A 14641-nucleotide genomic window follows, 5' to 3' on the forward strand; every position below is an offset into this window, starting at 1 on the left:
AGGCACGGGGACTATCCCTGATCCACGACGTGACATGCGGAAGGACCTGCCGTGGGCATTCTGATCGGACTTGTGGTGACGCTCGGCTGCGTTCTCGGCGGCTTCATGGCCATGGGCGGCCATCTGCACGTGCTGCTGCAGCCCTGGGAAGCGGTGGTCATCTGTGGCGCGGCCCTCGGCACCTTCCTGGTCGCCAATCCGATGAAGACGGTCAAGGACACCGGCAAGGGCATTCTCGAGGCCTTCAAGCAGGCGGTGCCGAAGGAGCGCGACTACCTCGAGACGCTGGGCGTCCTGCACAGCCTGATGCGCGAACTGCGCTCGAAATCGCGCAGCGAGGTCGAGGCGCATATCGACAATCCGGAGGAGTCGGCCATCTTCCAGGCTTTCCCGACCGTGCTCAAGAACCATGACCTGACGAATTTCATCTGCGACTATTGCCGCATCATCATCATCGGCAATGCCCGCTCGCACGAGATCGAGGCGCTGATGGATGAAGAGATCCAGACGATCCGCAGCGACAAGCTGAAGGCCTATCACGCGATGGTGGCGGTCGGCGACGGCCTGCCGGCGCTGGGCATCGTGGCTGCCGTGCTCGGCGTGGTGAAGGCGATGGGAGCGCTGGACCAGTCGCCCGAGATCCTCGGCGGCCTGATCGGCGCCGCGCTCGTCGGAACCTTCCTCGGCATCTTCCTGTCCTATGCGGTGGTCGGTCCGGTCGCCACCAAGATCAAGACGGTGCGCGAGAAGAAGAACCGCCTCTACATCATCGTCAAGCAGACGCTGCTTGCGTATATGAACGGCGCCTTGCCGCAGGTGGCGATCGAATTCGGTCGCAAGACCATCTCCTCCTATGAGCGTCCGACGATCGATGCCGTCGAGCAGAGCACCATGAACGCCGGCTCCGCCGAGAAGAAGGCGGCCTGAGCATGCTCGATCCGAGACAGGGCCGCCTGCCGCCATGACCAGTCCGGCCAGTCCGTCAGAAACGCGGGCCTTGATCATCGAGCGTCTCGTCGGCGACAGTGGCGAGGCGGCGCAGGTGATCGGCGTCGGCCGCGGCATGGCCGAACGGGCGGTCCCGGTGCTGCAAAAGGCGCTTGCAAGCGAGCTCGGCGCGCCGGTGACCGTCGACCTGCAGGCGGTGGAGGTCGGCCGCGTTCCCGAGGCGCGTTCGCGCGCCGGCGATGCCTTTGCGCTGACCATCGTTTCGTCGCCGACCTCGGCCGACGCCATGACGCTGGTGATGGATGCGCATGCGGTCGCCGTCATGGTGAGCGCGCTGTTCGGCGGCGATCCCGACCAGCCGGTGGCGCCGATCGAGCGCGACCTGTCGCAGATCGAGGCCGATGTCGCGACCACCGTGTTCCAGGAGGTCGCGACGGCGCTCAACGGATCGGGCCGGCGCTCATTGGATTTGCGTCTGCCGGTGCCTCGCGCAACGTCTGGCGGCGAAGCGAGGCGGCGCATCCTGCGCGACGGCGCCGCAGTCCGCATCGTGTTTGGCATCTCCACGCAGACCGATACCGGCATGATCACGGTCATGATCCCACAGCGCATCCTTCTCTCGACGCGTGGCGCAAACGCCAAAGTCGAGGAAGGCGAGAGCAGCGAATTCGACTGGCGTGCCCGTTTCTCGGAAGAGGTGATGCGCTCGACCGTCCGGCTCGAAGCGACGATGCCGCTCGCCCGGCTGACGCTCGGCGACCTCGCCGCGTTCGAGCCCGGCCAGGTGATAGAATTCGAGGAGAATGCGCAGCTCAACGCCAGACTCAGCGCCCGCGACAAGACATTGTTTGTCTGCGAGTTCGGCAAGCTCGGACAGAACTACACCGTCCGCATCAGCCATCCGCACGATGCCGGGCAGGATTTCATCGACGGACTGATGCCGGGCTGACGCCAGGCCCGGTTTTTATGGAGACGACAGATGGCACAAACCAAGGTGGAAGCCGAACCCGACCAGCCCGACGAACAGCTCGACCGCGCCATCGAGGAACTGCGCGGCGTGCTGCGGGAGGAGGAAAAGCGCCCGGACGACGCCTTTCAGTCGGGCGCCAATTCCTCGATCATCATGACCATTCCGGTCGACGTGCAGATCATCCTCGGCAGCACGGAAATGCCGGTCTCGGAGCTGATGGCGCTGCAGAAGGGCTCCACGGTCGCGCTCAACCGCCGTATCGGCGAGCCGGTCGACGTGGTCGTCAACGGCCGCAGAATAGCGCGCGGCGAGATCACGGTGCTGGAAAGCGATCCGACGCGCTTCGGCATCAGGCTCACCGAGATCATCGCCGCGACGAAGAGCGCCTGAGAATGGTCGGCGGGCGGACCAATCGGCAGCGAGGGCAACACGCATGACGACGGCATTGGCGCTGACACGTCCGCAAAAAGCGGCAGCCATACTGGTGGCCATGGGCAAGCCTGCGGCCAGCCGGCTGCTCAAATTCTTCAAGCAGGATGAGCTGAAGGCGCTGATCGAGGGCGCGCGTCTCTTGCGCACCATCCCGCAGGCCGATCTGGAGCGCATCGTCGCCGAGTTCGAGGCCGAGTTCACCGAGGGTGCGGGCCTGCTCGATTCGGCCGACCGGATGGACACGATCCTCAACGAATCGCTGTCGCCCGAAGAGATGAGCGCCATCATGGGCGAGAAGAAGTTCGAGCCGGTCGCGGAAGGGCCCGCGCCGATCTGGCCGGACGTCGAGAAGCTCGAACCGGCAAGGCTCGGCGCCTTCCTTGCGGGCGAGCATCCGCAGACGTCCGCGATGGTGCTTTCGAAGCTGGCGCCGCAGGCCGCCGCCAATGTTCTGCTCACCATGGAAAAGCCGATGCGCAGCCAGATCATCAAGCGCATGGTGACGATGGCCAACATCCCGGACGCGGCATCCAGGATCGTCGAGAACCAGCTGCGCGTGAGCGTGCTGTCGCAGAAGGCCAGCAGGGACACCACGGCCGGGCAGGAACGCGTCGCCAGCATGCTCAACGAGATGGCGAAGCCGGAACTGGACGACCTGATGCAGGACCTGGAGGAAGCCGGCACGCCCGATCTCGCTGGCGTCAAGTCGCGGCTGTTCGCCTTCGACGATCTGCCGCTGCTGCCGCAGAAAGCCCGGGTTCTGCTCTTCGACGGGCTGTCGACCGAACTCGTCACGCTGGCGCTTCGCGGCGCGTCGCCGGAGCTGGCCGAATCGGCACTGTCGGCGATCGGCGCGCGCTCTCGCCGCATGATCGAATCCGAGCTTGGACAGGGATCGGAAGGCATTGCGCTTGCCGACATCATGGCGGCCCGCAAGAGCATATCGAGCGCCGCCATCCGGCTGTCGCGCGAAGGCGCCTTCGAGCTGCCTTCGATGCAGGCAGCCACCGCCGAAGCCGCCTGACGACAGCCACACGGTCAGAGCGTCATGGCGGAAGCGGTCGACAAGGATTCCAAAACCGAGGAAGCCACAGAAAAGAAGATCCGCGACACGATCGAACAGGGCAAGCTGCCCCATTCGCGCGAGACCGCGATCTTTGCGTCCTTCCTCGCCATCCTGGTTTTCGCGGTCTTCTACGCCAAGGATGCGATCGTCGACCTCGGCATGTTCCTGTCGACCTTCCTGGAAAAGCCGGAAGCTTGGCCGATGGACACCGAGACCGACGTCATCTCGCTCTACAGGCAGGTGATGAGCGAGATCGGCCGCGCCGTCGTCAGCCTGCTCGTGCTCCTGACGGTTGCCGGCATCGGCGCTTCGGTTTTCCAGAACCTGCCGCAGATCGTCGGTGAACGGATCAGGCCGCAGCTGTCGCGCATCTCGATCGCCAAGGGCTGGAGCCGGATGTTCGGCGTGCAGGGCTGGGTCGAATTCCTGAAATCGCTGGCAAAGCTTGGCTTCGCGATCGCGGTGCTGAGCTTCACGCTCTCGCAAGATCATCGCAAGCTGCTCGCCGGCATGATCACCAACCCGGTCTCGTTCGGCCTGGTGATACGCGGCATCTTCGTCGACATTTTGGTGGCGATCGTTTTCGTCATGGGCCTGATCGCGGTGGTCGACATCGTATGGTCGCGTTTCCACTGGCGGCGCGACCTGCGCATGACCAAGCAGGAAGTGAAGGACGAGCTGAAGCAGTCGGAAGGCGATCCGATCGTCAAGTCGCGGTTGCGCTCGCTGGCGCGCGACCGGGCGCGCAAGCGCATGATGACGGCGGTCCCGCGCGCGACGCTGGTGATCGCCAACCCGACGCACTATTCGATCGCGCTGAAATATGTGCGCGGGGAGGATTCCGCTCCCATCGTGCTCGCCAAGGGGCAGGATCTGGTGGCGCTCAAGATCCGCGAGATCGCCAGGGAGAACAACATCCCGATCTTCGAGGACGTGACGCTTGCGCGCTCCATGTACAAGCAAGTTTCGGTTGATAGCGTGATCCCGTCGCAATTCTACCAGGCGGTCGCCGAATTGGTGCGGATCGTCTACTCGAAGAAGGCCTCGCGCAAAGCAACCCAATGAACGGACGCCGCTAATCCATGGACCGGCAACCACACGCCAATTCCCGCGAGCTGATCGTCGCCAGCGCCATCGAGCCTGTTGTGGGCGAGTTGAGGCTGATCGACGTTGCCGACTATATCGCCTTCATCCGGCTCGAGCATTTCGCCTGCCTGTCGGACCTGGTGGATTCGGCGGCCGAGCTTTACTTCCGGCCGGGCACATTGCGGCTCGGCCATGGCGGCGAGGCGCATGTCGACTGGAGCGGCAGTCCGCGCATCGTGCTTGATCTCGAGCTGCGGCCGCGCGGCGTGACGGTCTATTTCCAATTGACGCTGACCGAGCGCGGGCCTTCCGTGGTGGTCAACTACGTGTCGTTCGAGAAGCCCGGCGAGACGCCTGAGCACAACACTGCCTTGCTCGAGGATGCCGTGGAGGAGGCGCGCATCCGCAGGACCGAGCCGCTGGCTTTTCCGTAACGATCTGATTGCAGCCGAGCCAATTTCGCTGCGGCACGTTTACAACGCCGCAGGCTCGGTGTTGCTACTCGATCAGGCCGAGCCGCAGCGCCTTGGCGACCGCCTGGTTGCGGTTGACCGCGTTGAGCTTCTGCGTCGACTGGGTGAGGTACTGGTTGGCGGTGTGCACCGAGAGCTTGAGAAGCTTGGCGATCTCTTCGCTGGTGTTGCCGTTGGCGGTCAGCTTCAGGCATTCGAGCTCGCGCTTGGAGATCGAACGCATCCGGCCGCTGTCGCTGGGGCGGATGCGGGCGACGGCCGCGAAAAGCGCGAAGGAGCGAGCGTGGATCTCGCACAGCATGTCGTCGGATAACGCCATCTCAGAGCCCAGGAAGACGACCAGACCGCATTGACCGCGCTCGGCATGCACGGGAAGCGCGATACCATTGGTGCCGGGCGCCAGCGGCGCGGTCGGCTCGGCCCAGGCGAGCGACTGGAAGATCTGCCGCGATCCGGCGATGCCGTCGTCGGCCCACCAGCGCGGCGTGGTCGAGATGCGGCTGTGGCGCACCACATCCTCGCCATTGGCGCCGGAGATGAATTTGGTCGCGACCGCGGTGCTCGGATAGTCGGAATCGAAGCACGCTACGAGACGCGCGCGCTCAGGCGAGGGGCTGACGAAATAGAGGCCGAAGGCTGAGGCGTTGATGTCGACCGCGATCCAGCGGCAGCGGCGCACGGCATCCGGAATGGTGGCCGCATGATGCGTCTCCGAGCCCAGCGAGAAGGCGCCGAAGGGATTGCGCTGATCGTTGAAAAGGGCGGCGGCCGCCTCTTTGACCTGTGCGTGCTTCAAATGATGCCGCTCCTGATCGCCGTCGCGATCGCCATCGCGCGGTTCGAGGCCGCGAACTTCTGGATGGCGTGCGTGATGTAGCTGTTGACGGTGTTGGACGAGACGCCGAGGATGACGGCCACCTCGTCGGTGGTCTTGCCTTCCGAAACCCAGAACAGGCATTCGCGCTCGCGGTCCGACAACGGGTCCTGCATGGATGCCGCCGCGATCAACTGCGGAATGCTGGAAAGCGCATAGCAGCATTTGAGCTGCGCCTTCATCAGGGCCGTCAGGTCGATCTTGCCTGCCTCGGCGGCCGAGAACAGCACGAACAGGCGCTGGCGGCCGACATTGAGCCGCAACGAGTAGATTTCGGCATGGCCGAGCACGTCGAGCAGGCGGGCCTCTTCGCCGGTCAGCAATGCGCCGGCGTCGGGCGCGTGCGCCGCCACCAACGGCTTCGGACGCACCCCCGGCGCCACGGTCAGAGGTCCGAGCGCCAGGTTGGCGATCAGCCTTTTGCCGATCAGCTCGATGGCATCGAAGATCCAGTTCGAGGAGACGATGCGCGCGTCGTTGCGGTCCTGGTCATGCACAATGGCGACCAGCATGTAGCTGTCTGCGCCGATGTCGGCTGCAAGCTGCATGAAAAAACCGGTGAGATCGCCGCGGGACGTCAGGTGCGGGCCTGAAGCATCGGGTTGGAGAAGCGCGGCGGGACTGCTCATTTCCAATTCTTGGATTCTTGCCGGAATCGATCCTTGTGCCCGGTGCTGGCGAAGCCGGCGGCCGGACCCGAAACACATCACGTTTACGAAGACACACTCACGGACGCGAACGGCGCCCCAACCGCGCCGAATCCCTCCAGGGAACGCGAAACCGTCCGCGTCTGGTGCCGGCCTGGCGCCGGAACTTGAGACTTTGGGTGGTCGCCGCGCCCCCCGTGGACCGGCTGATTCGGGTCTAATCTACCCGCAGATGAATCCGACATCAAATGCGATTTGACAAAATCGAATCCGGTGGACTCGCGTTGCGACTCAGCGGCCGGTTTTCGCGTTGCTTGGCGGTGATTTCAAAGCTGAATTGAGCCTTTCGCCGCGCGGCTGCAACAAATACGCCCCCGGTTGCATCCGGGGGCGTAGGCCCATTCGGGTGGGGATCAGCGATCCTCGAAGCCGGTCAGCACGCCGACGGCATTGATGCCGATCTCTTCCACGGCGTAGCCGCCTTCCATGACGAACAGCGTCGGCAGGCCGAGCCTGGCGATGCGGCGGCCGATCTTGGGGTAGTCGACGCTCTTCAGCTTGAACTGGCTGATCGGGTCCTTCTCGAAGGTGTCGACGCCGAGCGAGACGATGACGACATCGGGGGCGTAGGCGGTGAGCTTGCCGCAGGCATCCTCCAGCGATGCGCTCCAGCCGTCCCAGTCGGTGCCGAAGGGCATCGGGTAGTTGACGTTGAAACCTTCGCCTTCGCCTTCGCCGCGCTCATCGGCGTGGCCGAGAAAGAAGGGATACTCGACCATCGGGTCGCCATGCAGGTTGAGTACCTGGATATCGCCGCGGCGATAGAAGATCTCCTGCGTGCCGTTGCCGTGGTGGTAGTCGACATCGAGGATCGACACGCGCCTGGCGCCCTGGTCGCGGAACCATTGCGCGACGACGGCGGCGTTGTTGATGAAGCAATAGCCCCCATGAAGGCGGCACCCGCATGATGGCCGGGCGGGCGGCAAAGCGCGAAGGCGGTGCGCTCGCCGCCCTTGACGAGGGCGGCGGCGGTCAGCGCGACATCATAGGATGACTTGATCGCCGCCCAGGTGCCTTCGACGAAGGTGGCGCCGGCATCGAAGGAATAATAGCCGAGCAGGGCGTCGACGCGCTTCGGCGGAACGTCGCCGCGCAGGCCGCGCGTCGGCCAGGTGAAGCCCATGGCCGAGCCCGTGAAACCGGCGGCGACCCATTCCGGCCAGACCGTCGGCAGGAAATCGATGTAGTGGGCATCATGCACGCGCTTGGCGGCGGCGAGGTCGTGCTCGACCGGTCCGATGATCGGCCCGAGCTTCTCGCTCTCCACCCGCGCCTTGATGAATTCGGCTCGCGACGGTTTCTCGAAGCCGGGCACGATGGCCGATGTGACCAGTTCCATCTGGCCTGAATGACCGGCGTGAAGCGGCGAAAAGACAGTCTTCATGGAATTCCCCTGGAAGTACGAAAACAGTTGGAGGTGCGAAATCAGTCGAGGTTGAGATAGGGGGTCACGAGAGCCAGCCACATGGCTTCCACATCGTCCTCTATGAGGTCGAATGTCTTGCGATCCCGCTTCAGTCCGACAAGCCTGCAGGCGTGCCCGACCTCCATCATCACCAGGCCCAGCCGCTTGGCGGTCTTTTCCTCGAGCGCCGGGTTCACATGCTGCAGCCAGGCTGCGTAGAGGGCGATGATCTCCTTGTCGTATCCATCCTGGATCGGCCTCAGGTCGGCATTGCCGGATATCGCCTCGATCACCGGCATCAGCGTGACGTTGTCGAGATAGAGCCTGGATGTGTCGATGAAGAGCTTGCGCACTTCGCGCTGAAACTCGTCGCGGTTGGTGGGCTGGGCAACTTTGATACGCTTGGCAATCACCTCGGGAAAGGAAGACAGCCAGCGCCTGCCGAGTTCGAGAAGGATGGCTTCCTTGTTGGGGAAATATTGGTAGACCGAACCGACTGATAGGCCGGCGCGCTGCGCGATGGCGAGCGTCGTCGGGGTCTTGGTTCCTTGCTCGCGGGTCAGGATCAGCGCTGCGTCGAGAATCCTGTCGACCACCTTGCTCGACCGTTGCTGCCGTGGCTGCTTGCGCGGCTCGAGCGCTATTTTGGTCTTGCGGTCGAGACTGCGCTTCACTGCTCGTTGCCCCCATTCCCCGCTCGGCCTCACGCGGTGCAGTCCACTATACATGCCAAATTCCGGCTGTTGACAAACGCGAATAAACAGTCGCATTCTTTATCCACGCTGTCTTCAACGATAACAAGGGGAATTTCGAAGACGGCGCATCGGCATCGACTTTGTCCCACGGCGCCGCCCCGGTGGAGCGGCGGCTCGCAGGACTTCGCGCTGTCGGTCCCTCAGCAAATGTGGAGTCGCGATGTCGGTTGGTGGTGCGGATCTGGTGGTCGTCAACGGTCGAGTGCTGACCATGGACGATGACAATCCTGCCGCCGAGGCTATCGCCGTCAAGGACGGCGTCATCATCGCCATCGGCAGCCGCGCTTCCATCGAAGAACTCAAAGGACCGGCGACAAAAATTGTCGACGCCCAGGGCGGCTCGGTGCTGCCGGGTTTCATCGAGGCGCATATGCATCTGTTCGGCGGCGCGGCCGAGCTCGACAATCTGCATCTGGCGGGCGTGCATGGCTTCGACGCGCTGCGCGACGCGATCCAGGATTTCGCCGCGAAGCGCCCGGACGCCAAGCTGCTGATCGGCGCCGGCGTCGACTACGCGATTCTGCCCGAGCCGGTGACGCGCCACGATCTCGACCGCATCATTCCTGACCGGCCCTTCGTCATGTCGGCATCCGACCACCATACGATGTGGGCGAACACCAAGGCGCTGGAAGAGGCCGGCCTGCTGCATGGCAAGGAGGTCGGCCAAGGCAACGAGATCGTCATGGGCGCGGACGGGCTTGCCGCAGGCGAGCTGCGCGAGAGCGAGGCGTTCGGGCCGGTCCTCGACCACTACGGGGCAAATCGCGCGCGGCTTGGCCTGGAGGGAGTCGAGCCGGATCCTCATCCTTCGCCAAGCGAGCTGGCGGCCGATCGCGATCTGATGCATCGCGGGCTTGAATGGTGCGCCAAGCAAGGCATCACATCGATCCAGAACATGGACGGCAACTTCTACCAGCTCGAGCTGCTGGCCGATCTGGAAAAAGAGGGACGGTTGCTTTGCCGCACCAAAATCCCGTTCCACTTCAAGAACTTCATGAAGCTGGACATGCTGGAAAAAGCCTCGCGGATGGCCGCAACCTACAAGTCCGAGTGGCTGTCCTCCGGCATGGTCAAGGTCTTCTATGACGGCGTGCTGGATTCCTGGACCGCGGTGATGGTCGACGACTATGCCGACCGTCCCGGTTGGCGCGGCGAGCCGCTGTTTTCGCCGCAGCATTTCGCCGAGGTCGCGGTCGAGGCCGATAGGCGCGGGTTGCAGATCGCCGTGCATTCGATCGGCGATGGCGCGGTTCGCGCGGTGCTCGACGGCTATCAGGCGGCGGCGAAGAAGAACGGCAGGCGCGACAGCCGCCACCGCGTCGAGCATATCGAGGTGATCACGGCGCCCGACGTGCCGCGCTTCGCCGAACTTGGCGTTCTGGCTTCGATGCAGCCGGCGCATCCGCCGGGGGCGATGAACTTCCCGCTGGAGCCGACGATCTCGCGCATCGGCCGCGACAAGTGGCCGTTGAGCTATGCCTGGCGCACGCTGAAAAACGCCGGCGCGCGCGTGGTGTTCGCGTCCGACTGGCCAGTTTCTCCGGTCGATCCGATCCTGTCCATCCAGGCGGCAGTCATGCGCAAGCCTTGGGCGGAAGGCATGCCCGACCAGAGCTTCTCGTTGCGAGAAGCGATCCAGGGTTACACCGTCGAGGGCGCCTATGCGGAGTTCATGGAAGATCGCAAAGGTCGCCTGAAGACCGGCTATCTCGCCGACATCGTCGTCTTGTCGGCCGATATCGAGGCGACCGCGCCGGAAGCGCTGCACACGGTGCGCCCGGTCACCACCATCTGTGGCGGCAGGGTCACCTATCAGGCCTGAGGTGCGGCATGGGAATTGCATTTGAAAATCAGGTAGCAGCTCCGCAGTTGCCAAGCCCCACGGCTTATGGTCACAATCAAACAGGAACACACCTGCCGGAAAGAGCAGGCTCTCTCAATGGGGTAATCGTGCCGGAACAACCGGGTAAGAACGCGATCGAAGTTCGCGGTGTTCGCAAGGTTTTCGGAACCGGCGAAAACCAGGTAGCCGCCCTCGACACGGTTTCGGTGTCGATCCGCGAAAATGAGTTTTTCACGCTGCTCGGTCCGTCTGGATGCGGAAAGACGACGCTGCTGAGATTGATTGCCGGCTTCGATTTCCCGAGCGCCGGCGAGATCCTGCTGCACGGCCAGGACATCGCGCCGCTGCCACCGTTCAAACGTCCGGTCAACACCGTCTTCCAAAGCTATGCGCTGTTCCCGCACATGACGGTGGCGCAGAATATCGGCTTCGGGCTGGAGATGCTCGGCAAGCCGAAAGCGGAGATCGAGGCCCGCGTCGCCCAGATGCTGAAGCTGGTCAAGATGGAGGCGCTGAAGGCGCGCCGCACCAGCCAGATCTCCGGCGGCCAGCAGCAGCGCGTGGCGCTGGCCCGGGCGCTGGCGCCGCAGCCGAAGGTGCTGCTGCTCGACGAGCCTTTGTCGGCGCTGGACTACAAGCTGCGCAAGGAAATGCAAATCGAGCTGAAGCGGCTGCAGCACGAGACCGGCATCACCTTCATCTTCGTGACCCATGACCAGGAAGAAGCGCTGACCATGTCCGACCGCATCGCGGTGATGTCGGCCGGCAAGATCCTGCAGGTCGGCGCGCCGCGCGACATCTATGACCGGCCGGCCGAACGTTTCGTCGCCGACTTCATCGGCGAGACCAATTTCCTGCCGGGCACGGTGGTATCGAAGCAGGCCGGCGTGGCGACAGTCAAGTTCGCCAGCAACGCGACGATCAGCGCCGGCTATCCGGAAGGCTTCAATCCGACCGGCGAGGTGACGCTGGTGGTTCGTCCCGAGCATGCCGATCTGGTCCCCGATCCGGCCAAGGGCACGATCGCCGGCACGCTCTCCAACATCGTCTATTTCGGCACCGACACGCACTACCACGTCAAGCTCGATGGCGGCGGCGAGAATTTCATCGTGCGCCACCAGAACAGCCGTTCGAGCGCGGTGACCTACGAGACCGGCGTCAAGGTCGGCATCCAGTTCGAGGAGGACGCCGCCCGCGTCCTGAAAGACTGATGACGACAGCTGCTCTCTCCTCAGCCCCGCCCTCCAAGGCCGCGTTGTTCGAAGCCAAGGCGGTGAAGACCAGCGCGCGACGCAACCGACTCCTGTCGCTGCCGGCGCTGATCATCATCGGCATTTTCGGCGTGCTGCCGCTGATCATCATCTGCGTCTATTCGTTCCTCGTCGCCGCGCCTTATGGCGGCGTGCAGTGGCAGTTCTCGACCGACGCCTATCTGAACTTCCTGTTCCAGCGCGACATTTTCGACGACACGCTGCAATTCACGCCGGACTTCCTGATCATCTATCTGCGTTCGTTCCTGTTCGCGGCGGTGACGACTGTCATCTGCCTGCTGCTCGGTTTTCCGACCGCCTATTTCATGGCGACGCGGCCGCCGGCGCAGCGCAATTGGTGGGTGCTTCTGATCACCATCCCATTCTGGTCGAACCTTCTGGTCCGCACGCTGGCGATCATGTTCATCATCCGTGACGAGGGCCTGATCAACAACGCGCTGATCGGGCTGGGGGTGATCGATAAGCCGATCACCATGCTCTACACCAACTTCGCCATCCAGCTCGGCCTGCTCTACGCGTTCCTGCCGTTCATGGTGCTGCCGCTCTATTCGAGCCTCGAGAAGCTCGACTTCCGACTTATCGAAGCGGCCTACGATCTTTATGCGACGCGCCGGCAAGTGCTGTGGCGGGTGATCATTCCGCTGTCCAAGCCCGGCATCATCGCCGGATGCCTGCTCGTCTTCATCCCGGCCCTCGGCGCCTATGTGACGCCACTCATCCTCGGCGGCGGCATCCACCTGATGATCGGCGACCTGATCGCCCAGCAATTCGGCTCGGGGCGCAACTGGCCGCTCGGCTGCGCGCAGGCGCTGATCCTGATGGCCGCCGTGCTGGTTGCGCTTTACTTCTATGTCCGCAACACGTCGGGCAAGGTGCAGCATGGCTGAGCCCCGCGTCATGGATATCAAGGACCAGCCGGGGTTCCGATCGATCGCCATCATCTGCCTGCTGGTGCTCTATGTGCCGGTGCTTATCCTGATGATCTTCTCGCTGAACAGCGGCTCACTGGTCACGCATTGGGAAGGCGTCACGCTCGGCTGGTACGGCAGCGCCCTCCTCAACGAGGAATTCCATGCCGCGGCCAAGAACACGCTGATCATCTCGGTGACCGCGACGATCGTCTCGACGATCTGCGCGACGCTGGCGGCGATCGGAATGACCCGGGTGAAGCCGTGGCGTGGGCTGGCGGCGGCATTCATGGTTATCAACCTGCCGCTGATGGTGCCCGAGATCATCACGGCGGTTGCGACGCTCTCCTTCTTCGCGCTGATCGCCGGTGCGTTCGGGCTGAATTTCGGCATCGGCAATCTGATCCTCGCCCACACCGTGTTCTGCATCCCCTTCGCCTATATGCCGATCCGGGCGCGGCTGGAGGACATGGACCTGACGCTGGAATATGCCGCAGCCGATCTTTACGCGACGCCTTGGAACGCCTTCAGGCGCATTACGCTGCCGCTCTTGGTTCCCGGCGTTATGTCGGGCGCTGCGCTCGCCTTCATCGTCTCCTTCGACGATTTTACCATCACGCAGCTCGTCGCAGGTCCCGGCCAGACGACACTGCCCCTCTATATCTGGAACCAGATCCGGCGGCCGATGACGCCCGAGATCAACGCCATCTCCACCATCCTGCTTATGGTGTCGATCCTGTTCGTCTCGGTCTCTTTCCTGATTGCGCGCCGACGCGCCAAATGAGCTCCAACACACAACAATGGGAAGGCAAGGTGAACATAAAATGTCTGGAAAACTGATGGCGGCCGTTTCCGCGGCAGTGCTTTTATGGGCAGTGCCGGCGCTCGCCGACGGCGAACTGCACATCTACAATTGGGGTGACTACACCAATCCGAAGCTGATCGAGAAGTTCGAGAAGCAGTACAACATCAAGGTGACGCTGGACGATTACGACTCCAACGAAACCATGCTGTCCAAGGTGCGCGCCGGCAATTCCGGCTACGACATCGTGGTGCCATCGGACTACACCGTGAAGATCATGATCGAAGAGGGCCTGCTCGAAAAGACCGAGCCCAACGCGATGCCGAACGGCAAGAACCTCGACCCGCGCTTTGTCGACATCTACTGGGACAAGGGGCGCCACTACACCGCGCCGTGGCAGTTCGGCACGACAACGTTCTCGGTCAATACCGACAAGTTCAAGGGCGACATCGACACGTTGGCCATCCTGTTCAACCCGCCGGATGAGCTCAAGGGCCAGATCAACGTCCTCGACGACGTCAACACCGTCATGCATGCGGCGGAGCGTTATGCCGGCGTGCCCCGCTGCGGCGCCGACAAGGCCAATCTGAAGAAGGTCAACGACATCCTGGTGGCTGCCAAGCCGTCGTGGAAGACGTTCAGCTACGACACCATCACCAAGATCACCTCGGGCGACGTGATCGTCACCGAGCAATGGAATGGCGCGGCCTATCGTTCGCGCCAGAAGATCCCGGCAATCAAATATGCCTATCCGAAGGAAGGCATCGAAGGCTGGATGGACAATGTCGCGGTGCTGAAGGGCGCCAAGAACCTGGAGAACGCCAAGCTATTCCAGGACTTCGTCATGGCGCCTGAGAACGCGGCGCTGATCTCGGACTTCGCCGGCTACGACAACGGCATTGCCGGCAGCCACAAATTCCTGCCGCCGGAGTTCGCCAACTCACCGGAACTTAATCCGCCGGCCGGCGCCCCGACGCCGGAATTCGTGCCGCCATGCCCGCCGGAAGTGGTGGAGATCTACAACAAGATCTGGACCAACCTGCGCAAGTAATTTTGCAGGTGGGCATGAAAGGAGGGGAGGCTCCGGCCTCCCTTTCTTGT

At 63.3% G+C, this 14641-nt stretch carries 14 protein-coding genes and 1 pseudogene; 11 read left to right on the plus strand and 4 right to left on the minus strand.

All coding sequences use genetic code 11. The features are described 5' to 3' along the window. Positions 1-51: 51 nt before the first annotated feature. Genes motA through EJ072_RS23605 form a run of 6 tightly spaced genes read left to right on the plus strand, consistent with a single transcriptional unit; the run spans position 52 to position 4936 of the window. Positions 52-927, plus strand: coding sequence for a flagellar motor stator protein MotA (gene motA / locus EJ072_RS23580; protein WP_042640459.1), 876 nt, complete (start codon positions 52-54; stop codon positions 925-927). Between the two features lie 34 nt (positions 928-961). Next, a complete protein-coding gene (locus EJ072_RS23585) occupies positions 962-1897 on the plus strand; it encodes a FliM/FliN family flagellar motor switch protein (RefSeq protein ID WP_126081533.1) in 936 nt (311 codons plus the stop codon). Between the two features lie 30 nt (positions 1898-1927). Continuing rightward, complete coding sequence (fliN, locus tag EJ072_RS23590) at positions 1928-2308, plus strand: flagellar motor switch protein FliN (RefSeq protein ID WP_126081534.1); 381 nt, start codon at positions 1928-1930, stop codon at positions 2306-2308. A 43-nt stretch (positions 2309-2351) separates the two neighbouring features. Beyond that, a complete protein-coding gene (locus EJ072_RS23595) occupies positions 2352-3374 on the plus strand; it encodes a flagellar motor switch protein FliG (RefSeq protein ID WP_126081535.1) in 1023 nt (340 codons plus the stop codon). 24 nt (positions 3375-3398) lie between these two features. Beyond that, positions 3399-4481, plus strand: coding sequence for a flagellar biosynthesis protein FlhB (gene flhB / locus EJ072_RS23600; RefSeq protein ID WP_126081536.1), 1083 nt, complete (start codon positions 3399-3401; stop codon positions 4479-4481). A gap of 17 nt (positions 4482-4498) precedes the next feature. Beyond that, positions 4499-4936 (plus strand): hypothetical protein, encoded by a 438-nt coding sequence (locus tag EJ072_RS23605; RefSeq protein ID WP_042640450.1) that lies wholly within the window; start codon positions 4499-4501, stop codon positions 4934-4936. A 64-nt stretch (positions 4937-5000) separates the two neighbouring features. Here the strand turns inward: EJ072_RS23605 and EJ072_RS23610 are convergent, their stop codons facing one another. The 4 genes and pseudogenes from EJ072_RS23610 to EJ072_RS23625 form a co-directional block, all read right to left on the minus strand. Beyond that, positions 5001-5771, minus strand: a complete 771-nt coding sequence (locus EJ072_RS23610) for a helix-turn-helix transcriptional regulator (RefSeq protein ID WP_126081537.1) — start codon at positions 5769-5771, stop codon at positions 5001-5003. Then, positions 5768-6478 carry a helix-turn-helix transcriptional regulator gene (locus EJ072_RS23615; protein WP_126059636.1) on the minus strand — a complete coding sequence of 237 codons (711 nt, stop codon included), beginning with the start codon at positions 6476-6478 and terminating at the stop codon, positions 5768-5770. Before EJ072_RS23615 ends, EJ072_RS23610 begins: the two co-directional genes overlap by 4 nt. Positions 6479-6909: 431 nt before the next feature. Then, a pseudogene (locus tag EJ072_RS23620) lies at positions 6910-7940 on the minus strand (histone deacetylase family protein). 41 nt (positions 7941-7981) lie between these two features. Further along, the gene (locus EJ072_RS23625) at positions 7982-8635 is read right to left on the minus strand and encodes a TetR/AcrR family transcriptional regulator (protein ID WP_126081538.1); all 654 of its coding nucleotides are present in this window, start codon (positions 8633-8635) and stop codon (positions 7982-7984) included. A 241-nt stretch (positions 8636-8876) separates the two neighbouring features. Here EJ072_RS23625 and EJ072_RS23630 point away from each other — a divergent pair, with 241 nt between their 5' ends. From EJ072_RS23630 to EJ072_RS23650, 5 genes are all read left to right on the plus strand, one after another. Then, positions 8877-10538 carry an amidohydrolase gene (locus EJ072_RS23630; RefSeq protein WP_126081539.1) on the plus strand — a complete coding sequence of 554 codons (1662 nt, stop codon included), beginning with the start codon at positions 8877-8879 and terminating at the stop codon, positions 10536-10538. 128 nt (positions 10539-10666) lie between these two features. Then, positions 10667-11770 carry an ABC transporter ATP-binding protein gene (locus EJ072_RS23635; RefSeq protein WP_126081540.1) on the plus strand — a complete coding sequence of 368 codons (1104 nt, stop codon included), beginning with the start codon at positions 10667-10669 and terminating at the stop codon, positions 11768-11770. After that, positions 11770-12717 (plus strand): ABC transporter permease, encoded by a 948-nt coding sequence (locus EJ072_RS23640; RefSeq protein WP_126081541.1) that lies wholly within the window; start codon positions 11770-11772, stop codon positions 12715-12717. The genes EJ072_RS23635 and EJ072_RS23640 overlap by 1 nt, the downstream gene beginning before the upstream one ends. Further along, complete coding sequence (locus EJ072_RS23645) at positions 12710-13522, plus strand: ABC transporter permease (protein WP_126081542.1); 813 nt, start codon at positions 12710-12712, stop codon at positions 13520-13522. Before EJ072_RS23640 ends, EJ072_RS23645 begins: the two co-directional genes overlap by 8 nt. A 40-nt stretch (positions 13523-13562) precedes the next feature. Then, positions 13563-14591 (plus strand): extracellular solute-binding protein, encoded by a 1029-nt coding sequence (locus EJ072_RS23650; protein WP_189341978.1) that lies wholly within the window; start codon positions 13563-13565, stop codon positions 14589-14591. Positions 14592-14641: the final 50 nt, after the last annotated feature.

The organism is Mesorhizobium sp. M2A.F.Ca.ET.046.03.2.1 (assembly GCF_003952425.1).
Classification (GTDB): Bacteria; Pseudomonadota; Alphaproteobacteria; order Rhizobiales; family Rhizobiaceae; genus Mesorhizobium.